Annotated in this window: 21 protein-coding genes; 16 read left to right on the forward strand and 5 right to left on the reverse strand. The window is 58.2% G+C overall.

The annotated features are described in order from the left end of the window. Position 1: 1 nt before the first annotated feature. From A9Q02_RS12865 to A9Q02_RS12905, 9 genes are all read left to right on the forward strand, one after another. Positions 2-481, forward strand: a complete 480-nt coding sequence (locus tag A9Q02_RS12865) for an MOSC domain-containing protein (protein WP_097653492.1) — start codon at positions 2-4, stop codon at positions 479-481. A gap of 272 nt (positions 482-753) precedes the next feature. Beyond that, the gene (locus tag A9Q02_RS12870; protein ID WP_097653493.1) at positions 754-1,341 is read left to right on the forward strand and encodes a 4Fe-4S dicluster domain-containing protein; all 588 of its coding nucleotides are present in this window, start codon (positions 754-756) and stop codon (positions 1,339-1,341) included. 98 nt (positions 1,342-1,439) lie between these two features. Then, positions 1,440-2,465 carry a CoB--CoM heterodisulfide reductase iron-sulfur subunit B family protein gene (locus tag A9Q02_RS12875; RefSeq protein WP_097653494.1) on the forward strand — a complete coding sequence of 342 codons (1,026 nt, stop codon included), beginning with the start codon at positions 1,440-1,442 and terminating at the stop codon, positions 2,463-2,465. Then, a complete protein-coding gene (locus A9Q02_RS12880) occupies positions 2,462-4,504 on the forward strand; it encodes a CoB--CoM heterodisulfide reductase iron-sulfur subunit A family protein (protein ID WP_097653495.1) in 2,043 nt (680 codons plus the stop codon). The genes A9Q02_RS12875 and A9Q02_RS12880 overlap by 4 nt, the downstream gene beginning before the upstream one ends. Before the next feature lie 55 nt (positions 4,505-4,559). After that, positions 4,560-5,033 carry a hydrogenase iron-sulfur subunit gene (locus A9Q02_RS12885; protein WP_097653496.1) on the forward strand — a complete coding sequence of 158 codons (474 nt, stop codon included), beginning with the start codon at positions 4,560-4,562 and terminating at the stop codon, positions 5,031-5,033. 9 nt (positions 5,034-5,042) lie between these two features. Beyond that, positions 5,043-6,062 (forward strand): NADH-quinone oxidoreductase subunit B family protein, encoded by a 1,020-nt coding sequence (locus tag A9Q02_RS12890; protein WP_097653497.1) that lies wholly within the window; start codon positions 5,043-5,045, stop codon positions 6,060-6,062. Continuing rightward, positions 6,059-7,555, forward strand: a complete 1,497-nt coding sequence (locus A9Q02_RS12895; RefSeq protein ID WP_097653498.1) for a Ni/Fe hydrogenase subunit alpha — start codon at positions 6,059-6,061, stop codon at positions 7,553-7,555. Before A9Q02_RS12890 ends, A9Q02_RS12895 begins: the two co-directional genes overlap by 4 nt. A gap of 1 nt (position 7,556) precedes the next feature. Further along, positions 7,557-8,084 carry a hydrogenase maturation protease gene (locus A9Q02_RS12900; protein WP_097653499.1) on the forward strand — a complete coding sequence of 176 codons (528 nt, stop codon included), beginning with the start codon at positions 7,557-7,559 and terminating at the stop codon, positions 8,082-8,084. Next, positions 8,071-8,568: a Crp/Fnr family transcriptional regulator gene (locus tag A9Q02_RS12905; protein ID WP_097653500.1), complete on the forward strand. Its 498-nt coding sequence runs from the start codon at positions 8,071-8,073 to the stop codon at positions 8,566-8,568. Before A9Q02_RS12900 ends, A9Q02_RS12905 begins: the two co-directional genes overlap by 14 nt. Positions 8,569-8,630: 62 nt before the next feature. Here A9Q02_RS12905 and A9Q02_RS12910 read toward each other — a convergent pair whose 3' ends face one another. Continuing rightward, positions 8,631-9,971, reverse strand: coding sequence for an FAD-dependent oxidoreductase (locus A9Q02_RS12910; protein ID WP_097653501.1), 1,341 nt, complete (start codon positions 9,969-9,971; stop codon positions 8,631-8,633). Positions 9,972-10,306: 335 nt separating this feature from the next. On the opposite strand from A9Q02_RS12910, the gene trhA reads away from it, so the two are divergent. Continuing rightward, positions 10,307-10,954, forward strand: a complete 648-nt coding sequence (gene trhA, locus A9Q02_RS12915) for a PAQR family membrane homeostasis protein TrhA (RefSeq protein WP_097653502.1) — start codon at positions 10,307-10,309, stop codon at positions 10,952-10,954. 68 nt (positions 10,955-11,022) lie between these two features. Here the strand turns inward: trhA and A9Q02_RS12920 are convergent, their stop codons facing one another. After that, on the reverse strand, positions 11,023-12,771 hold the full coding sequence (locus A9Q02_RS12920) for a universal stress protein (protein WP_097653503.1): 1,749 nt from the start codon (positions 12,769-12,771) through the stop codon (positions 11,023-11,025). Positions 12,772-13,096: 325 nt separating this feature from the next. On the opposite strand from A9Q02_RS12920, the gene A9Q02_RS12925 reads away from it, so the two are divergent. Both A9Q02_RS12925 and A9Q02_RS12930 read left to right on the forward strand, forming a co-directional pair. Further along, positions 13,097-13,729: a 4-vinyl reductase gene (locus tag A9Q02_RS12925; RefSeq protein WP_097653504.1), complete on the forward strand. Its 633-nt coding sequence runs from the start codon at positions 13,097-13,099 to the stop codon at positions 13,727-13,729. Positions 13,730-13,980: 251 nt separating this feature from the next. Then, positions 13,981-15,795 carry an aldehyde ferredoxin oxidoreductase family protein gene (locus tag A9Q02_RS12930; protein ID WP_097653505.1) on the forward strand — a complete coding sequence of 605 codons (1,815 nt, stop codon included), beginning with the start codon at positions 13,981-13,983 and terminating at the stop codon, positions 15,793-15,795. A 68-nt stretch (positions 15,796-15,863) separates the two neighbouring features. Here the strand turns inward: A9Q02_RS12930 and A9Q02_RS12935 are convergent, their stop codons facing one another. From A9Q02_RS12935 to A9Q02_RS12945, 3 genes are read right to left on the reverse strand one after another with little or no spacing between them, the layout of a single operon-like run. Then, entirely contained in the window at positions 15,864-16,130 is a 267-nt protein-coding gene (locus tag A9Q02_RS12935; RefSeq protein ID WP_097653506.1) for a MoaD-like domain-containing protein, read from the reverse strand. Then, complete coding sequence (locus A9Q02_RS12940) at positions 16,130-16,408, reverse strand: ubiquitin-like small modifier protein 1 (RefSeq protein WP_097653507.1); 279 nt, start codon at positions 16,406-16,408, stop codon at positions 16,130-16,132. Before A9Q02_RS12940 ends, A9Q02_RS12935 begins: the two co-directional genes overlap by 1 nt. A 49-nt stretch (positions 16,409-16,457) precedes the next feature. Beyond that, a complete protein-coding gene (locus A9Q02_RS12945; RefSeq protein WP_097653508.1) occupies positions 16,458-16,799 on the reverse strand; it encodes a hypothetical protein in 342 nt (113 codons plus the stop codon). A gap of 63 nt (positions 16,800-16,862) precedes the next feature. Between A9Q02_RS12945 and A9Q02_RS12950 the strand changes: the two genes are divergently transcribed. From A9Q02_RS12950 to A9Q02_RS12960, 4 genes are all read left to right on the forward strand, one after another. After that, complete coding sequence (locus A9Q02_RS12950) at positions 16,863-18,146, forward strand: MFS transporter (protein ID WP_097653509.1); 1,284 nt, start codon at positions 16,863-16,865, stop codon at positions 18,144-18,146. After that, a complete protein-coding gene (locus A9Q02_RS24265; RefSeq protein ID WP_172450942.1) occupies positions 18,143-18,280 on the forward strand; it encodes a hypothetical protein in 138 nt (45 codons plus the stop codon). Before A9Q02_RS12950 ends, A9Q02_RS24265 begins: the two co-directional genes overlap by 4 nt. A 7-nt stretch (positions 18,281-18,287) precedes the next feature. Further along, complete coding sequence (locus A9Q02_RS12955) at positions 18,288-20,150, forward strand: SLC13 family permease (RefSeq protein ID WP_245860533.1); 1,863 nt, start codon at positions 18,288-18,290, stop codon at positions 20,148-20,150. 685 nt (positions 20,151-20,835) lie between these two features. Then, a complete protein-coding gene (locus A9Q02_RS12960) occupies positions 20,836-21,282 on the forward strand; it encodes a universal stress protein (RefSeq protein WP_097653511.1) in 447 nt (148 codons plus the stop codon). Positions 21,283-21,295: the final 13 nt, after the last annotated feature.

Raw genomic sequence — 21,295 nt, forward strand, 5'->3', positions numbered from 1 at the left:
TGTGAGTACGTCGTTGTATGGTCGTGTGGTGCAAATTAATGTGAATCCGCGTGGTGGTGTCCCTAAATATGCCGTGCCTAGTGCCGAAATTACGCTCAATGGGGTGCTTGGCGATAAACAACGCGATCACCGCTATCACGGCGGGATTGACCGTGCGGTTAGTCTCTATGCCCTCGAACGTATCGATGCACTACGTGCCGAGGGCCACCCGATTGGCCCTGGTACCACGGGCGAAAATGTAACCCTCGCGGGGATCGATTGGGCGCGCTTGAAGATCGGCGCTCATCTGCTCATTGGTGAATGGGTCGAGCTCGAGTTGACTGGCTTTGCGGTGCCATGCAGCACCATCAGTGACTCGTTTCGCAATGGTGAGTTCAAACGCATCGCCGAAAAATTGCATCCCGGCTGGAGCCGCTTCTATGCCCGCGTGCGCGCCGAGGGCATTGTTCGTACTGATGATCGGGTGATGGTGACGCTCTAGCCTCCTTGCAGTTATTCTTGCAAGGTTATCAAATAGTTGTTTATAGTTACGATCATTAACCATAAATACATTCCTAAACTGTGTTATAGTCCCCGCAACCTATTCCTTACTGATCAGTCTGATCGTCAATTCAAACCCTTACCCACGCTTCTCCTGGCCAGAGGAGTCTATCGTTATCCCGCTGCATTGTCGCAGCCGTCCTCCCAAGCATGATGCTATGACGAGCCTGAGATCTGGGTTATCCAGGTGCGGTTCGCAAGGAGGAGCGATCGATGGGTGCTTCAAAGAAGCCTGTGCGTGGCTCGGTCTTTTTCCACGAGGTCGTTGGGGCGACAGCAGTCGATCCGCATCTTGAGGCTTGCCTACAATGCGGTACCTGCGGTGGCTCGTGCCCGTCGGGTAACGACATGGAACACACGCCCCGTACCCTTTTTGCGATGATTGCCGCTGGGATGCGCGAAACCGTTCTGCGTAGCAATACGCCCTGGTATTGTGTTTCGTGTTACTACTGCATGGAGCGTTGCCCGCAAGAGGTGCATATCACCGATGTGATGTATACCCTCAAGCGCCTCGCGATCAAAGAGGGCTTCTCGCGGCAGTCGAGCGCGGCCCAGGCTCCGGCGTTTTCGGAAACCTTTATGGAGCATGTCGAGCGGTATGGCCGTAGTTTTGAACTGGGCTTGATTACGCGCTATTTCTTGCGCCATCGCCCCCTTGATACGGTCAAGATTGCCCCGATCGGGGCCGGTATGCTTCGCCGCAAACGCTTTGATCTCACGCCGCGGAAGATCCGTCAGATCGAGCAACTTCAGGCGATTCTTGCGCGGGCCGATGAGCTTGAGGGCATTGCTCGGGTGTAGTTGCCTCGCGCTTTTGCGGCATTGATTATACGCTATATCTTTCGTCCTTCTTGACTGGCGCTTCCGGATCAAGCAAGGGTGGAGAAGGATTCCCCGCTATGCAGTATGGCTATTATCCGGGCTGCTCGCTTGAGCGCAATGCCGGTGCCTATCACGAATCGACGATGGCGGTGGCGGGGGTGCTGGGCCTCCAGTTTACCGAAGTTGATGATTGGAATTGTTGTGGTGCGACCGAGTTCTTTTCGGTGAATCAGATGCAGGCGTATGCGCTGACCGGGCGTAATCTGGCCCTCGCTGCCGATCAGTTTGCCCCGCAACCCGCGCTGCCGGTCATTCCGGTGGAGGTGGCCGAACCACCCCAGCTTGTGGCTCCCTGTAGCGCCTGTTACCTCAATTTGAGTAAGGTTGATCGGTATCTCGCCAGTTCGCCTGAGCTGGCCGCAAAAGTCAATACGGCCCTTGATGCGGGTGGGTTGCACTATGATCCCGGCAGTTTGCGCGTGCGCCATTTGCTTGATGTGATGGTCAATGATGCTGGCTATGATGCGATTGCGGCCCGTGTGCAGCGGGCGCTGACCGGCCTGCGCGTCGCGCCCTACTATGGCTGCCTCGTGGTGCGGCCGGGCTTCCAGGGGCAGTTTGATGACCCCGAGTACCCCACGACGCTCGATAAGCTGATGCGGGTGCTGGGCGCGAAAGTGGTCGATTTCCCCCTCAAGGCACACTGCTGTGGCGGCCATATGACCCAGATTAGCGAGGATGTCGCCCTAGAGTTGCTGCGTCGGTTGCTCAAGAATGCCGCTGATTATCAGGCCGATGTTATTGTGACCCTCTGCCCAATGTGTCAACTCAATCTTGATGTCTTTCAGCGGGCAGTCAATCGGCGCTTTGGCACCAATTTCAATCTGCCGGTGCTCTTTTTTACCCAGTTGATGGGCCTCGCCTTTGGCCTTGCCCCCGAGCGGCTCGGCATCGGCAAGGAGTTTGTCGCTTCCCGGCCTGCTCTCGCCAAAATTGGGGCGTCGGGGGAAGCAGAGCAGGAGCGCGCGGTTGGCAAGCGGGCGAAACGACGCAATGATCAGAGCCTGCCTATGCCGTATATGCCCGAGGAGGAAGAGCGATGAGCAATGATCAGAATCAGATCCCTCCACCGCACGCTTCGCCTGATGAGGAACGCGTTGGTGTCTATGTTTGCCATTGTGGCAGCAATATTGCTAGGACGATCGCGGTTGAGGATGTGGCGCTCTGGGCCGAGCAGCAGGAGCATGTGGTTGTTGCCCGCGATTATAAGTTTATGTGTTCGAGCCTCGGTCAAGAGTTGATCGAACAGGATATTCAGGCGAAGGGTCTCAGCCGGATTGTCGTGGCAGCATGCTCGCCGCATATGCACGAGCGAACCTTTCGTGGCGCATGCCAGCGGGCCGGGCTCAATCCCTATCTTTTTGAGATGGCAAATATTCGTGAGTTGACCTCGTGGGCGACTGATGACCGCGAGGCGGCGACGAGCAAGGCGAAAGCGCAGGTCAAGGGGGCGATCGAGCGCGCGGTGCTGCAAGAGCCGCTCGAGCCGCTCTTTGTTGATATTAATCCCAATACGCTTGTGGTTGGTGGCGGCATTGCCGGGCTGACGGCGGCACTTGAACTGGCCGATTCTGGCTACCACGTCTATCTGGTTGACCGCGATTCGTCGATCGGCGGTCAGATGGCGAAACTCGATAAGACCTTTCCGACCCTCGATTGCGCGGCCTGCATCCTTACCCCTAAAATGGTTGATGCGGCCAACCATCCCAATATTACCCTCATGACCTGGAGTGAGGTGATGGCGGTGGATGGCTTTGTCGGCAATTTCAGTGTGCAGGTGCGCCACAAGCCGCGTTATGTGATCGAGGATCTCTGTACCGGGTGCGGTACTTGTATCGAGAAGTGCCCCTCGCGGGTGCTCGATCAGCATTTCGAGGTTGGTCTGGGCTATCACAAGGCGATTGATCGCAATTTCCCCCAGGCGGTACCAAAATATCCGGTGATTGACACCACGCATTGCACCTATTTTCAGCGGGGCAAATGTCGTGCCTGTCAGGTTGTCTGCCCAACTAATGCGATTGATTTCACCCAGAAAGAGACCTTCGAGCAGCTTGAGGTCGGCAATATCATTCTTGCCACCGGCTATGAGCAATTTGATGCTCGCCGCGTGCCGCAGTATGGCTATGGGCGCCTCGCGAATGTCTTTACGAGCATGGAGTTTGAGCGCATGGTCAATGCCGCCGGACCCACCAGTGGGCAGGTGGTGCTCCGTGATGGCGTGACGGCTCCGCAGTCGGTCGGCATTATTCACTGCGTTGGCTCGCGTGACAAGAACTATAACGAGTATTGCTCGCGGGCGTGTTGCATGGCTGCGCTCAAGTTTGCCCATCTGGTGCATGAACGGGTGCCCGACGCCGAGGTCTATAACTTCTATATTGACATCCGCGCTGCCGGCAAGCACTACGAAGAGTTCTATCATCGGGTATTGGAAGAGGGTACGCACTTTATTCGCGGGCGCGTGGCTGAAGTAACCGATGCGGCGCGTGGCCCCGGCGAAGAGGGCTCGTTGATTATTCAGGCCGAGGATACGCTGATCGGCAAACAACGCCGAATTCCGGTTGATATGGTGATCTTGATGGTGGGGATGGAAGCCCGCCACGATGCGCGCAATGTCGCCTCTACCTTTGGGCTTGGCTGCGATTTCGAGGGCTGGTTCACCGAGCGCCACGCCAAACTCGATCCGGTCGTCACCATGACCGAGGGCATTCTGATCGCCGGAGCCTGCCAGGGGCCCAAGGCCATCCCCGAGTCGGTCGCCCAGGGTTCCGCCGCGGCTGCACGGGTCGCCGGGCTGATTGGGCGTCGCACGATCAAACTCGAGCCGGTGCGCGCAAGCATTGAGGCGGCGGCCTGTTCGGGGTGCCGTATTTGCAACAATGTTTGCCCCTATCATGCGATCGTCTTCCACGAAGAGATCAAGATCTCCGAGGTGATCACGGCCCTTTGCCAGGGGTGTGGCGCGTGTGTGGCAGCCTGCCCAAGTGCGGCCATCACCGGTGCTCACTTCACGCGTGAGCAGGTGCTCTCGCAGATCGATGGGTTGCTCTGGGATATGCAACCCGGTGTGTTGGTGCTCGCCTGAGCGCCTCTGCTCCAACCATTTTGCACGCGACAAGCGCACGAAGGAGACCATCACGATGGCAGAACCAACAACGTTTAACCCGGTGATCATCGGCTTTCTGTGCAACTGGTGCTCGTACCGGGCGGCTGACCTGGCGGGAACGGCGCGCACCCACTATGCGCCGACGATGCGTCCGATCCGGGTGATGTGTACGGCCCGCGTTGAACCCGAGTTTGTGCTGAAAGCGCTGCGTTCGGGGGCCGATGGGGTATTGATTGCCGGCTGTCATCCCGGCGAATGCCACTATGTTGAAGGCAATATCAAGGCGCTACGGCGCTTTCTGTTGCTCAAACGGATGCTCACGCAGTTTGGCATCGAACCGCAACGGGTGCAACTCGTCTGGGCTGCGGCCTCGGAAGGCCATCAGCTGGCTGCTGCGGTTGACCGCATGACCGAAGAGTTACGTGCGCTTGGTCCCTTGCACTGGCAACAGACGGTGTTGCGTGCGAAGGCCGATATTCCGCTGATCAAGCTTGAGGTTGGTGGGTAGGAAGATACCATGAGCAAAGCGACCTTTGCGATGTACTGGGCGGCGTCATGCGGCGGGTGCGAGATTTCGTTGCTCAATATTGGCAATGATATTCTCGCGGTTGATGAGGCCTTCGAGGTGCTCTTCTGGCCGTGTGTCGCCGATTTCAAGTATCACGATGTCGAGCAGTATGCCGATGGCGCGATTGATCTCTGCCTCTTCAACGGGGCCATTCGCAATAGCGAAAATGAGGAACTCGCCCGCTTGCTCCGCCGGAAGTCCAAAATCCTGGTGGCCTTTGGTTCATGCGCCTCAGAGGGGTGCATCCCTGGTCTGGCCAATTTGACCAGTTCCTCGGCGATCTTCAACGCGGCCTATGCCGACTGTTTGACGACGGACGCCTCGCGGACGCAGTTGCCGCAGACGGTGACGATGGTGCCTGAAGGCGAGATCCATCTTCCTCGGTTTTACGAGACGGTGCGCACGCTTGACCAGGTGGTGCCGGTAGAATATGTGATCCCAGGGTGCCCGCCCGAGGCGCATCAGATTGCCGCCGTCATCAAAGCGATCATCAGTGGTGCGCCGTTGCCCGCCCCTGGCAGGACAGTGATCGGCGCGAGCCAGACGGCTCTCTGTGAAGAGTGTCCGCTGACCAAGGATGTCAAGCAGATTACCCGTTTTTACCGTTCGCATGAGATCATTCCTGATCCGACGATCTGCCTGCTCGAGCAGGGCCTGCTCTGCATGGGGCCGGCGACGCGCGGCGGGTGTGGTGCTCTCTGCCCGCAGGTGGGCATGCGCTGCGAGGGTTGTTATGGCCCGTTAGAAGGGCAGGATCAGGGCGCACGGATGCTGTCGGCGGTTGCCTCGGTGGTGGCCGTGGGCAAGCCGGGCGACGAAGAGGCTGCGCTCGAAGAGGCGATTGACAAAGTGATGGCGACGCTCGTCGATCCGGCGGGCACCTTCTATCGCTTTAGCCTGGCCCGTTCCTTGCTTCAGCGTTCGCGGGTTACTGACCCAGCGCAGCAGAGTGCGGAGGAAGCGCGATGAAGAAGATTAGCATTGATCCCGTCACCAGGCTTGAAGGGCATGGTCGCATTGATCTCTTTCTCAACGACGAAGGCGATCTTGCCAACGCCTATTTCATTATCCCCGAGTTGCGCGGCTTCGAGCAGTTTTGTGTCGGACGGCCCGCCGAAGAGATGCCGCGCATCACGGATCGCATCTGTGGCGTGTGCCCCGAGGCGCACCATATCGCCTCGACCAAGGCGCTCGATGCGCTCTTCCACGCCGATCCGCCTCGCGTCACCAAAAAGCTGCGTGAGATGTTCTATTCGGCCTTTTTTGTCACTGACCATACGACCCATTTCTATGCGCTCGGTGGCCCTGATTTTGTGCTTGGTCCCGACGCGCCGCCCGCCGAGCGCAATATCCTCGGGGTGATCCACAAAGTTGGCGTCGAAGTTGGCAAACAGGTGATTGATGCGCGGGTACGCAATCACCATGTGATCAAAATGCTTGGCGGGCGTGGTGTCCATCCAGTCGCCGGGCTTCCCGGCGGGTGGAGCAAGGCGGTCAGTCCCGAAGAGCGTGAGGTGATCGAGGCAACGGCGCGCAAGAATGTCGATTTTGCCCTCTTTAGCCTCAAGCTCTTTGCCGATGTGGTGCTCAGCAATCGGCAGTATACTGACATGATCTTTTCGGACGCCTTTACCAACCAGACCTACTCGATGGGCACGGTTGATGCGAATAACTGCGTCAATTTCTATGATGGCATGATCCGCGTCGTTGATCCTGAAGGCGTTGAGTTGGTCAAATACCATCCGAAGACGTATGCCCATCACCTCGCCGAGCATGCCGAACCCTGGACCTATCTGAAGTTTCCGTACCTCAAACAGATCGGTTGGCAGGGCTTTGTTGATGGCAAAGCAAGTGGCGTCTATTGTGCCATGCCGCTCTCGCGGCTCAATGCCGCCGATGGCATGGCAACGCCGCGTGCGCACGAAGCGTTTGAGGAGTTTTATACCACACTGGGCAGTAAAAAGGTCAACGGGCGGTACCAGCCTGTGCACCATCGCCTGGCAACCCACTGGGCGCGGCTGGTCGAGTTGCTTTTTGCGGCGGAACGGATGCTGGAACTATCGCTTGACCCTGAGATCACCGACCCAAATGTACGCACGCCGATCACCGCTACACCGACCGAAGGCGTTGGCTCGGTGGAAGCACCGCGCGGCACGCTGACCCATCACTACTGGACTGACGAAAACGGCATGCTCACCAGGGTCAACCTGATTGTCGGCACAACCAACAACTATGCCCCCATGGCGATGTCGATCAAAAAGGCCGCCCAGAGTCTGATCCAGAAAGGCACGGTTGTCACCGAGGGTCTCTTGAATCGCATTGAGATGGCGTTTCGCTCGTATGATCCATGTTTCGGGTGTGCCACCCACGCCTTACCTGGTCAGATGCCCCTCGAAGTCGTCATCCGCGATGCTCAGGGGGGCGAAGTGCAACGCCTGAGTCAGTATCTTGGCGAGACGTAGCATGGCAACGCTGGTGCTTGGCCTTGGCAATCCTATTCTGACTGATGACGCCGTGGGCATCCGGGCAGCCGAAGCGGTGCAGGCAGCGCTTGCGCAACGTGACGATGCCCTGCCACTGGCCGAGGTCGCTACTGCCAGTGTGGGTGGCCTGGCGCTGATGGAAGCGATGATCGGGTATGAGCGGGTTGTCTTGATTGACGCCTTCTGTTGTCGGGAACCTTCGCCTGGGCGCATTCACCGCCTCACGCTCGAAGATCTTGAGGCCAACCGTGCAACGGTGCATAGTGCTTCGTCACATGACACCCGTTTTGAGACAGCACTGGCCCTGGGGCGGCACATGGGTTTTTTGTTACCCAATGAGATTATTATCTATGCGATTGAGGCGACAAACATCGTTGATTTCAGTGAGCAGATCACTCCTGCCGTTGCTCGCGCCATACCTCAGACTGTCCATGCTATCCTGAGTGAACTGTTACCGTCAAATCTGGTCAGAAGTTCAACCGAGGAGGCCCACAATGGTTTCGCCTGAGTTGCTGCGCCGGTACCCTTTTTTTGCACGAATGTCGTTTGAGCAGCTGACGGCCCTGGCCGATCTCTCTGAAGAGCGCACGTTTGCGCAAGGTGACAGCTTTTTTCATGAAGGACAACTCTTGACGCACCTCTATCTGGTGTTGCAAGGCCAGGTCGCACTCACGCTCAAACTCCCGGTCCAGGGCAATCGTGCGGTTGGCCCAGCGCTGAGCGCCCACCAGCGCGAGGTCGTGCTTGCCATTGCCAATGCGGGTGAGCTTTGTGCCTGGTCGGCGGTTGTCCCGCCCTATGAATCGACCTTAAATGGTCAGGCTGTAACTGATGGACGGATGATCGAGCTTGACTGTGTCGCCTTACGCACCCTCTTTGATCGTGATCCTGTCTTTGGCTTTGCCTTTATTCTGCAGATTGCGCAGGTGATGCGTGACCGTATTCGTGATCTGCATAACGAGTCGCTAGCCGATCTTCTTGAACAAGCATAAATGAAGCATAGCTTCACGAAAAAACGCCAGCGTAGCTGGCGTTTTTTCGTGAAGAATCGTTTTTACCGACGCGCGAGATTGGCCGCGACCAAGACGGGGTCCCAGACCGGCGCAAAGGGTGGGGCATAACTCAGGTCAAGTTCACCGAGCTCGTCAACTGTCCAGCCATTGTGCAGCGCGGCGGCGATGACATCAATGCGCTTGGCGACGCCCTCGCTGCCGACCATCTGCCCACCGAGCAAGCGGCGGGTTTCGGCCTCATAGACCAGTTTGACATGGATTGGCTGGTGGCCCGGCATATAGTGGGCGCGTGAACTTGCCGTCGCGCTGACCGCCTCAACGGTATAGCCCTCGGCGCGGGCACGGGCCTCAGAGAGCCCACTGCTGGCGGCTTCATAGTCAAAAGCCTTGACCACGGCGGTACCAACGATACCCTTGAAGGTCGCATTGCCCCCGCCGACATTTTCGCCAGCGACGCGGCCCTGCTTGTTCGCCGTTGTTCCGAGAGGGATCCAGGCAGGGCGCCCGGTTACCCGATGCAACGCCTCGGCGACATCGCCAGCGGCCCAGATCCCCGGCACATTGGTGCGCTGATGATCATCGACCGCAATCGCCCCGGTCGGCCCGAGGGCAATGCCAGCCTCGCGGGCGAGGCCAACGCCTGGCCTGATCCCGACTGACAAAATGACAATATCGGCGGGAATATGCTGCCCACCGGCGATCACCTCGCGGACGCCGTTGGTATCGCCGGCAAAGCCTTCCACCGCGTGTTCTAACCAGACCGAGACATGCTGCCGTTCGAGTTCAGCCTGGACGTGGGCGGCGATCTCATGATCCAGATTTGGCAACACCTGGGGCAACCGTTCGATCAAGGCGATCCCGATGCCATAGGCGGCTAGGGCCTCGGCCATTTCGAGGCCAATATAGCCCCCACCGACAATCACGCCACGTTGCGGCTTCTTCGTCTCGATCCATTCCCGGATCGCCAGGGCATCCTCGACGGTACGCAGGGTAAAAATACCGGGCAGATCGAGCCCAGGAAGCGGTGGGCGGATTGAAACGCCCCCGGTCGTCAGGACGAGTTGATCCCACTGGTCGCGGAATTCGCTGCCATCGGGGCGGCGTACCAGCACGCTCTTGGTGGCAGGATCAACCGCGAGCACCTCGTGACCGACGTGAACCTTGATACCCTGTTTGGCAAACTGCTCGGGGGTACGCACCACCACATCACGCACCTGAGGAATTTCGCCCTTGATCGCATAGGGAAAGCCACAGGCCCCATAACTCACATAGCCCGAACGCTCATACACAACAAGTTCAAGCTCTGAATTCATCCGGCGCGCTTTTGAGGCTGCACTCATTCCGGCAGCGACACCGCCTACCACAATTACACGTTCACCCATACCAAACTCCTTTTTTTCCTTGACAAATGCGGGCTCGTCTCGTTATAGTTCTCTTCATTGTGTTTCGCTACCGTACGAACAAGAAACGCTCTGATGCTGGCACAAACGGCCAGCGCAGCTGGCCGTTTGTGCCAGCACTCTATGCTTAGATGCACTAGCAAGCCAAAAGGTTTGCCTCTCTTGCAGGAATTATACTCTATGCACCATCAATCTCGCTCAGCGAGCGCCGTTGTACGCGTTTAGCCCAAGGAGGTGGCCTTCTTCGTTTGCATGGATGTCGGACTGGATAGCGTTGGCACAGGATCAGGTGTATACCACAAGGAGGTGGCTCCACTATGCTCATGCTCGATTTGAAACATCAGCCGGAAGAGGTCGCAAACACGCTGACTCATGGTCTTGGGGCGATTGCGGGTGCCATTGGGGGCATTATCATCGTCGCTTTAGCGGCCCGCTCGGCGGACGTCTGGCAAGTGACGGGTGCGGTTGTCTACAGCCTCGCCCTGGTGTTGCTCTACGCTGCTTCGACGTTGTTTCATTGGGAGCAGGATAGCCGGATCAAGCGTCGGCTCGAAATTTTGGATCACTGTGCGATCTATGTCTTGATCGCGGGAACGTATACGCCCTTTCTGCTGGTGACGCTGCGGGATAGTAGCATCGGGCCGGTGCTGCTCGCCGTCATCTGGACGCTGGCGGTGGCGGGGATTATCTTCAAGCTGATCTTCAAGACCCGCTTTCGCCTGACCTCAACCTTGCTCTACATTGCGATGGGTTGGTTGATCGTTGTTGCAGCCGGGCCAATGATCAATGCGCTGCCACTCTCGGTACTCTTTTTCTTGCTGCTTGGTGGCATCGCCTACACCGTTGGAACCTATTTCTTCTGTAACGAACGCCTGCCCTACACCCATGCAATCTGGCACATCTTTGTGCTGGTTGGCAGTGTCTTTCATTTTGTCGCCGTCGCGACGCAGGTGGTGCCGAGTTAGAGGGTTTTCGCTCGCGTTCGTTTCGTTTTGGCGGCACAGCCGCCAAAACGAAACGAACAAAGAACGCTTTAGCGACAGATCAAGACCGGAAGTTGGCTCTGGCGCAAGACGTGATCCACCGTACTGCCGATGACAATCTCGACTTCAGGGCGAACACTGTAGCCCCCAATGAAGATCAGGTTCGACCGATGTTCATTCGCCGCACGGAGGATGGCCTCGGCAGCGGGGTGGCTGTCGATGACATAGCCCGCTTGAATGCCGCGCTCTTCAAGGTAGGCCTGCGCTCGGCCAATCGTCAGCCGTAGGTCATCGTTGGGCTCGCGGGCCGTGACGACGACAAGCGAGAGTCGGTCGCGTAGCGCAAGATAGGCGGCCAGCATCAGGGCTTCATCGGCGCGTGGGCTGCCATCGTAGGCCACCAACCCGCGATTGAGGGGCGAAATATCGTCGGGGACAGTTAGCACTGGCTGCGGTGAGCGCTGAATAAGATCGCGTAGCCCCGAGCGCAGGCGGCCAAAGGGTTCGTCAGGGGTGGGATGGGCGAGGCTCATCACCACTAGATCGGCCCAGCGCGCCCGGGCACAGATCTGCCGGGCGATGATCCCGTGATCGACCATGAGTTTGCCCACGAGCCCTTCTTCGGCGCAGCGTTGTTCAAACCGCTCGCGTATGCTCGCAATAGTGCGCTCATCGGGCTCTTCGTGATCCGGCGGGATCACGTGCAGGCCATACAATGAGCCGCCGTCACGATGGGCAACGACGATAGCCTGCTCGAGGGCGCGCCAACTCTCGGCCTCGCCATTGATTGGCACCAGGATAGTATGAAAGAGCTGCTTTGTGCGTTCGTCGGCCAGGCGTTGTCGCCGCCAAACACCCGGTGGTGGCCCGTCGCGCATCTTTTCAGGCACAAAGGTCTTGACGAGGCGTTCACGCGCACGGGCAAAGATATGTTTGGGGCGTTGCCCGCGTTGACGAGTCAGATCGGCGGCGGCCGCGTTTAAGTCGACAGACCACCCTACACTTGCCTCGAGCGCCTGCTGGTGACGGGCGATCCAGACATAGAGGTCAGTTTCGCTTCGTCCTGGAAAATCACGCAACAGGCCGCGATTCTCAATCAGGTCAATCGCCGGGAGATAGATCCGCTCGTACCACGAAACAGCGGCCTCTTCGAGCGTTGGTGTGGTTTCTGTCCGCAACGCGGCGCGATGACGTTCCTGTTCAATCTGCCCGGCAATCAGTTGGTAGGCCCCCGGAGCGCTAACCCGCAGATCAAGTTCTGGATAGACCATATCCAACCGGGTTGCCTCCATCAACTTGGTATATTCACTGGCAATAATCAGATCATCGGGCGTCACATCGGGGGTGAGCGTCACCCGTGAGGGCACCTCGGTGACGTGGGCGAGCAGATGGTCAATGCCAAGCTCGCGGGCCACCGAGACCCGGTGATTACCGTCTTTGACAAAATAGACGCCGCCAAGCTCATAGACATCAATGGGGGGCAAGAGTTTGCCTTCACCCATGGCCGCTCGGACATTGGCCCAGCGGGTTTCGTGGGAATGCTGACGCGGCAAAAAGTGACGCGTAAAATCGTGGTAGCGTCCCACACTACCGACAATCGCCTCGATGGGGATTTCACGCAGGCCGCGTACAGCCCAGCCCTGTTCCCCGATGCGGCGATGGACCTCTTCGAAGTCAAGGAGATCGTCTGGCTCACCCGTCATCCAGGCCAGCAAATCATCAACTAGGGCACGGCGCCGTGCCCGCCGAAACTCCTCAATCGCGGCCAGTCGCTGCTGTTCGCGCTCCTCCAGTCCCATGCTCAACCTCTCTTGACAGATTCTTCACTGAATCTGGCACTCTGCGTTATACTATAGCCAGACGCCGGGCGACCTTGCCTGAGCGCTGGCACGCGCTTGTTGTTCTAGTAGCATGATACACGGTTCGTGCAACCATTCAAGCTCCACACGTTCTGGTTTCTCATGTGGCAAAAAGATGCGAATCAGTGTAGTATCCTAAGCAGTGAAATGTATGCCCATCACCGACGGAACGGCAACCATCGGATCGGATGAACAGTATGTATCATAGGCATAGCCCTGGCGTAGGGGAGGGCAGGTGCCTATGATAGGAGGATCAGGTACGGCTATGAGCAACATCGACCAATTTCGCGGCCTCACCTTCATGAATAAGATTGGCTATCTCTACTACCTTTCGCTTGAAGAGGTGATGGGAGCCAACGGGGTGAAGGCCGTCCTTCGTTTAGGCAATCAACCTCAGTATCTCGATGCCTACCCGCCGAGTGATTTCAAACGGGCGTATCCCTTTGAGGCACAGGCCGCGACGTCGCAAGCACTCCATACGATGTATGGCCCGCGTGGTGCCCGTGGCCTCGAGTTGCGCGCCGGTCGGGTTGCTTTCAATCTTGGCCTCAGAGAGTTTGGCCCGCTGCTCAGTGTCTCCGATCTCGCGATGAAACTGATGCCTCCTTCAATGAAGCTGAAGATCATCTTGAATGCGGTGACCCAGGTTTTTGATCGTTTTACCGATCTCAGACCGCATATCAAAGAGGAAAAGACCGAGTTTATCTATCACATTACCCAGTGCTCGAACTGCATTGCCCGTGATCCTGCACCGAATTTTTATCTTGCCCGTGGCATTCTCGAAGAGTCGGCGGCCTGGGCGAGTGGCGGCAAGCGCTTTCAGGTTGAACAGTGTACGTGTATGGGCCAGGGCGCAGAAACCTGTGCCTTTAAAATTGGTAAAGAACCACTCACGTAATTGTATTGACAACCCTGGCTTGCATAAGGCATAATTAGCACTACACGCGAAGTATTATCGTTTAGGGCTACTGTTTCCCGAAGGTTCATGTTGTGCTGGTAAAAGAGACCGGTCAGGCAGACATGGTTTTCTTGTACAACAATGGTTCTTTCGGGTCACTTACCGTTTGCCGTAGCCTGGATCGCGTTTGGCATGATGTAACTGATAGCGTGGTTGCTGTCACGTAGTTACAAAATTCAAGGAGGAATTGTATGCTTGGAGGGTTTGCCAATCGGATCGCCCACGTTGACCTCACGCATCGTACCGTTGAATATCGCGCCATCCCCGATGACTGGGCTCGCCTCTATATCGGTGCGCGTGGCCTCGCTGTCCGCTATCTGTTTGAGAATGGTCCCCAGGTTGAGCCATTTAGCCCCGAGAATATGCTCTGCTTTATGAATGGGCCGCTCACTGGTACCGATGCGAATATGAGCGGGCGTCAGGCCGTGGTGACCAAGTCGCCACTCACCGGCACTGTGACGGATAGCCATATCGGGGGTTGGTCGGCTGCCCGGATGCGTTGGGCGGGTTTTGATGGCCTGGTCATTACCGGCAAGGCCGATGCACCTGTCTATCTCTATCTGGAGAACGGTGAGGTCTCGATCCGCGATGCCAGCGATCTCTGGGGCAAGGGGATTCACACCGTGATCCCGATGCTCAAAGAGCGGTACGGTGAGAAGGATCTGAGTGTGATGGCGATCGGTCAGTCAGGCGAGAATCTGATCCGCTATGCTGGCTGGGTCAATGAGAATGACCGTGCGGCTGGCCGCGGTGGCACCGGTGCGGTCGGTGGCAGCAAGCAGCTCAAGGCGATTGTGATCAAGGCTGCCCGGGCGATCCCCAAGGCCGATGATCGCGAGGCCTGGAAGGTTGCCCATAAGCGTGCGCTCGCGACGATTATGGACGAGAAGAATATTACGAGCCCCCGCAAGGGTGGTCTTTCGGTCTATGGTACCAATGTGTTGATGAATATCACCAATACAATGGGGGCCTTGCCGGCTTTTAATAGCCAGAAGACCTCCTTTGGGAGCCGTGCCGAGTTGATCAGTGGTGAGTATGTCAATGACAATATTCTCGTTGATAATCCCACCTGCCACGCTTGCCCGGTTGCGTGCAAGAAAGAGGTTGAGATCAAGGAAGGTCCGTGGAAGGGCCTGCGCATGGAGAGTGTCGAGTATGAGCCGGCTTGGGCCGTCGGTGCTAACTGTGGCCTCGATGATATCAATACGGTTGCCAAGTTGATCGATCTCTGCAATGACCACGGGATGGATCCGATTGAGCTCGGCAATGTCTTCTCGTGTTATATGGAGTGTTGCGAGCGTGGCTATGCCAATGGCGGCGGTCCGCTGCTTTGGGGCGACGCGATGGCGATGGTCGAGATGACGACGAAGATTGCGCTGCGTGAGGGTGTCGGCGATATCCTCGCCGAGGGTACCGCCCGCGTGGCCGCCCACTTCAACCATCCCGAGTTGAGCATGACGGTCAAGGGCCAGGCCATTCCGGCCTATGACCCCCGTGGGCTCAAGGGCATGGGCATTGCGTATGCGACGAGCAACCGTGGTGCCTGTCACCTGCGCGCCTATACGCCTGCCAGTGAGCTTGGCGTTATTCCGCTCAAGACCGACCCGCTGGCATGGCAGGGCAAGGGTGAACTCACCAAGCTCTTCCAGGATCTGCACGCCTTCTCGGATAGTCTCGATCTCTGCAAGTTCAGTGCGTTTGCTGAGGGTGCCGAGGAGTATGCCGCCCAATATTCGGCCTATGCCGGGATTCCGTTCACGGTCGAGGATGTGCTCGTTGCCGGCGAGCGCATCTATAACCTCGAGCGGCGCTTCAATAACCTCGCCGGAATCGCCGAGGGCAGCGACTATCTGCCCGATCGCTTCACCAAAGAGCCTTCGACCATGCCTGGTTCCGAAGGCCACGTCTGCGAGCTTGATCTGATGCTCGAAGAGTACTATACCGCCCGTGGCTGGGTGAATGGTGTGGTGCCCGAGGCCAAGTTGCAGCAGTTGCAGGTCGTCTAAGCCTGCTGCTTATGCTCACATGACAAAACGGCCAGCAACGCTGGCCGTTTTGTGGTGCAAGCCGCTGCTTATCCTCCCCCACGGGTCTGGAGCTTGACGGTCAGGCCGTCGCGAATTGGTTGCAAGGCGTTGGTGTCACCCTCAAAAGCGATGTAGACCTGCCCAATCCGGAGTGATCCCACCTCGTAGTCATGCAGTTGCGTCAAGTAGGCATACCAGTCCGTGCCACGTACGGCGTAATCGCCTTCCAGCGTGCCTCCAAGCTCTTCTAGATATGCACGCAACAGCCAAAGGGGGACGGCCCGAATTGGTTCGTCGAAATTGATCGTATTCATTATCCTCCTGCCACCGCCGGAAAGACATCAATGACATCTTCGGCGGTGATTGTTGCCTCCATGCCCCCGTCGCGGTATGGTGCATCGCGACCGTTAATAAAAACATGGACGTGTTGATAGAGTTCGCCATGCTCATCGAGCAGTTGTTCGCGCAGGGGCGGCCATTGCTCCACGAGGCTGGTGACTAGTTCGCGTACGGTGACACCCTCCTCAAGCGGTAGTTCCACCGTACGCCCCCCCACGATTGGACGTAGCGTTGCGTAGAAGTTGATTTTCATGGTATGCCTCCGGCTGGGAGTTTCGTTGATACTTGGCAAAACAGTGCCCTCAGGTAGACGAAGGTGCCGCAGCCACGACGGCTGCCACCAGTTTGGTAGCCTCCTGTTCCCAGAGGTGTCGAACTGGATCGGTCATGGTGCGTCCGCGTGTATTGACTCGGAAGATGACGGTGATTACGGCAGTTCCGGGTTGTTGTGGAAGAACCTCGACCTCGACCCTGACTGACCACTGGTCGAGTGATGGCTCGGCGCTGTGGAACTGGCGCTGATCGCGTACGAAGCTGTTGCCCCACCATTTGCGCCGATACCCCGCGTTGCGCAGATAGGCAACGGCCCGTTGATAGGCCGCTGACGCAGGCATGGGCAGTTCACGGATGGTGAGGAGTTCCATCGGCGGGTCTTTTCTGGTACGATTCTATTCTGTCTATCCATTATACCTGGATCTCTCACATATATGCAGCTTCATCGTGCCGCTCGACGTTATTTGCTTGCGACCGCCTTGCTCACCACAGGTCTAGCGGTCCGGATGCTCTTTTTGAATCTGTTGCTGGTCGAGCTTGGCTATGATCGTCAAACAGTCGCCTTGCCGCTGATCAACGATCTGCCGTTGCTCGGGCTTTTCAACAGCCTCCCGGTGGTGGCGGGGGTGCTGAGCAGCTTGCCGCTCTGGTGGCTGGTTCACCGTACCGGCCCGGTGGTTGGACTCTTTGTGGGCGGGGTGCTCTTTGCGGTGTCGCTGGTGCTGACGGCGAGTTCGACGGCACTGGTGCCGCTGGCCCTTGGGCTTGCGCTCGGTGGCCCTGCCTCGGTGCTCGCGACCGTGAGTGCGGCCCCGTTTATGATGCGCTATAGTGCTGATGCCCCTGGGCGCAACCGGCTCTTTGCGCTCAACGCCGGCTTTGCGCTTGGCTTTGCGGGGCTAGGCAGCCTGGTGGGCGGTTTGCTGCCGGGGGTGGCGGCGGTTCTGCTCGATCTTCCCCCGCAGAGCGCGGCGGCGTATCAGGCAACCTTTGCTGTGGCGAGCCTTATTGGGGTCATTGGGGTCTGGCCGCTTGCCCTGAATCTGCGTGAAGGTGAGCGGGTTGCTACGACCGATCGTCTGCCACTGGCGACATCGCGTGAGACGCCGTCGCCCAGGAAGCTCGGGGTGTTGCTGGCGGAAGGTCGCACCTTGCTGGTGGCAGGCCGGTATGCATTGCCATTCCTAATCTCGCCGCTGCTTATCTCAACCGGGGCAGCTTTGCTCATCCCCTTTCTCAACCTCTACTTTCGGCAGCAATTTGGGGCCTCTGACGCTGCCCTCGGCTTGATCTTTGCCGTCATCGGCATAGGCACAGGTGTCGCGACCCTGGGGGCACCCTGGCTCGCGCGGTACCTGGGGCAAATGGGCAGTGTCATTGCCACACAGCTTCTAGCGATACCGTGCCTAATCATGCTTGGCCTAGCCCCGACCCTTGGCCTGGCCTTTATCGTTGCGTTCGTGCGGGCCGCCCTAATGAACATGGCCTCACCGCTCTACGACGTCTATGCGATGGAACGCACCCCCGAAGCGGCGCGTCCCATCGTCATTGGCCTGATCAAAGGAGCGTTCTCGGCGGGCTACCTCTTTGGCCCACCGATCAGCGCCCAGGTGCAACGTGACTATGGCTTCGGGCCGCTCTTCATCGCCACCGCGATCCTCTACGCCTGTGCAGCCCTGGTCAATCTCGGGTTGATGCGCTCGCGGGTGCATGGGTGACGGACATCGGCCTGATTGTCGTCGATTCGATTTTGTATGGCATCATGTTTGCTCGCCGTAATAACCTGTGGGTGGTCTGGCTGGCGCACCTGCTGGGCGATATCTTTGGGCTTTTAGTGTTGATGTCCGTGTAAGGAGAACATGATGACCAGTGACATTCTCATTGTACTCAGTATTCTTTTGGCAACGATCATTCTTTTTGTCAGTGATCGTTTGCGTCTGGATGTGGTGGCGCTGCTTGCGCTGCTCGCCCTTACCCTGACCGGTATCCTGACCCCTGCCGAAGCCTCGGCAGGCTTTGGCGATACGGTCGTGATCTTGATTGCCGCCCTCTTTGTGGTTGGTGAGGCGTTGTTGCGGACGGGGGTGGCGGCTTCGATTAGCCGCTGGCTCGGGCGGGTTGCCGGGACAAGTGAGTTACGCATTATTGTGATGTTGATGGTGGTGGTGGCCCCCCTTTCGGCCTTTATCAGTTCGACTGGGACGGTGGCGATTATGCTACCGGTGGTGGTTGCGCTGGCGCGGCGCGCTCGCATCAGCCCTTCGCGCTTGCTGATCCCGATGGCGTATGCGGCCCTCATCGGTGGCATGTTGACGCTTATTGGAACCCCACCGAATCTTGTCGCGAGTGAAGCCCTGGCGAATGCCGGTCGTGATCCGTTTGGTTTCTTTAGCTTTACCCCGATTGGCCTGCTTGTTTTGGGGGTGACGATCATCTTCATGGCCCTGGCCGGGCGCCATCTGCTCCCTACCAGAGTTCAGCCACCCGCAGATGCACCTGATGCGCGCAGTGATGCGCTCACATCGGCTGAATTGATTGATGCATACGCCGTGAAGGATGATCTGGTCTCGCTGCGTGTTCGCCCAACGTCGCCCTTGATTGGCAAGAGCGTCGTCGAGAGCACGTTGAGCACAGCGTATGATGTGACGTTGCTGGCTTCGTACCCGTGGCAGATTGATCGTGCCGAGCCAGGCAAGGCCCGGGCGGTCAATGCCAATACCCGCTTTGCCGCTGGTGACATGCTGGATCTGCAAGCGCCGGTGGCACAGGTCGAGCGCATGGCAATTGAACTTGACCTCGATGTGTTGCCTTCGCCCCTCGAGAGCGGCCATTTGAACACGGGGTTGCTGGTCGTCGAAGTCGCCCTGACGCCGCGTTCGAGCTTTCTTGGGCGCTCGGTGGTGGATCTGGCGGTACGCAGTCGTTTCGGCGTCAATGTGCTTGGCGTGCAACGCTTGGGGCAGCCTCTCAAGGAAGCCTTTGCCCAGGAACAACTGCGCTTCGGGGATACGTTGCTGGTCGCCGGGCCAATGGCAACGCTCGCCCCGCTTGTGCGTGACCAGCGCTACTACGGTGATTTTGTGATTGCGGCGGTGCCCCCCCAACTCGAGGCCGAGCAAGAGACGACGATGACACCGCAGGCCCCTGTTGCGATCATCATTACCCTCTTGATGCTGATCGTGATGGTGGGAGGATGGCTCCCGACGATGACGGTTGCGCTGTTTGCCGCCGTGGCCCTGGTGCTGACGGGTTGCGTCAAAGTCACGGATGTCTACAAACGCATGAGTTGGGAGAGTCTGGTCTTGATTGCGGCGATGTTGCCGATGGCAACGGCACTGAACAAGACGGGGGGCACGTCGCTCATTGCCGGGGGCATTGTCGAGACGATCGGCCCCCTTGGGCCACTGGCGCTGATCGTAGGGATGTTCTTGCTCACCACCATCTTCAGTCAGTTCATCTCGAATACGGCGACGGCGGTGCTGATGATGCCGATTGCCCTCGAAGCCGCCAGCAGGCTTGGCGTTGCCCCCGAACCGCTCTTGATGACCGTTGCCATTGCCGCCTCGACCGCCTTTGCCACCCCGATCGCCTCACCTGTCAACACCCTGGTGCTGACCCCGGGTGGCTATCGTTTTGCCGACTATGCGCGGGCGGGCATCCCCCTGCAACTGCTGGTGCTGGTGATCTGCATGATCTTTGTGCCGCTTCTGTTTCCGTTTTAGGCAAGGATTTAGGGTGCTTGACAGCTTACGCTCATCGTAGTGCCGACTTCAGTCGGCTGAGCCCGACTGAAGTCGGCACTCCGTCCTTAGCGCCTTTGCGTCTAGGGTAATTGCATCATACGAAACCGGATACAAAAAGACGCTCTATCAGGGCACCCGCAAGGGGTGCCCCTACAGGGCCGGGGCCGAACCCGGTGTACGGGCACCCGCAAGGGGTGCCCCTACAGGGCCGGGGCCGAACCCGGTGTACGGGCACCCGCAAGGGGTGCCCCTACAGGGCCGGGGCCGAACCCGGTGTACGGGCACCCGCAAGGGGTGCCCCTACAGGGCCGGGGCCGAACCCGGTGTACGGGCACCCGCAAGGGGTGCCCCTACAGGGCCGGGGCCGAACCCGGTGTACGGGCACGGGCACCCGCAAGGGGTGCCCCTACAGGGCCGGGGCCGAACCCGGTGTACGGGCACCCCTTGCGGGTGCCCTTGCGGGTGCCCTTGCGGGGTGCATACACGGAAGATGCAATCGCCCTGCTTTGCGTCAAGGGACTCTATCTTTGTGGAACTCGTACTGGTATAATGTCAATGGAGGGTAAATTGATCTTCCGGGATAATTCCTGGCAAGGGAGCCTGGATGAAGCCTTCGCTACATGCGTTGTTGCGGTAGCAAGTACCGGTTTATCAGAGAGGCCTTATGTACAATCACATTCTTGTTCCCCTGGATGGTTCGCCGCTCGCTGAACAGGTTCTACCTCACGTGCGAGCACTGGCTAGTGCTGGACTGGCGTCAAAAGTGACGTTGATGCGCGCCGTTCCCCGCGAATACCCCGATGTCATTGAAAGCGCTACGAAAAGTACCGAGTTCGTTGATCCGATGAAAAAACTGCTCAACGATGCTCATTCTTATCTCGCTGACCTGATCGGCCCGCTACGTGATGAGGGCTTGCAGGTCGGAACCGAGGTCTTGATCCGTTATCCTGCCGATGCGATCCTTGAGTTTGCCGAGAGCGAAGGCGTTGATCTGATCGCTCTGGCAACGCATGGTCGGGGTGGCCTTGGCCGCTGGATCTATGGCAGTGTCACGCAGAAGATTATGCAGACGACGCCGGTTCCGATGCTGGTTGTTCGTCCCCAGGCCTGAGCAGCTTGCTCCT

This window comes from Candidatus Chloroploca asiatica (assembly GCF_002532075.1).
GTDB classification, from domain to species: Bacteria; Chloroflexota; Chloroflexia; order Chloroflexales; family Chloroflexaceae; genus Chloroploca; species Chloroploca asiatica.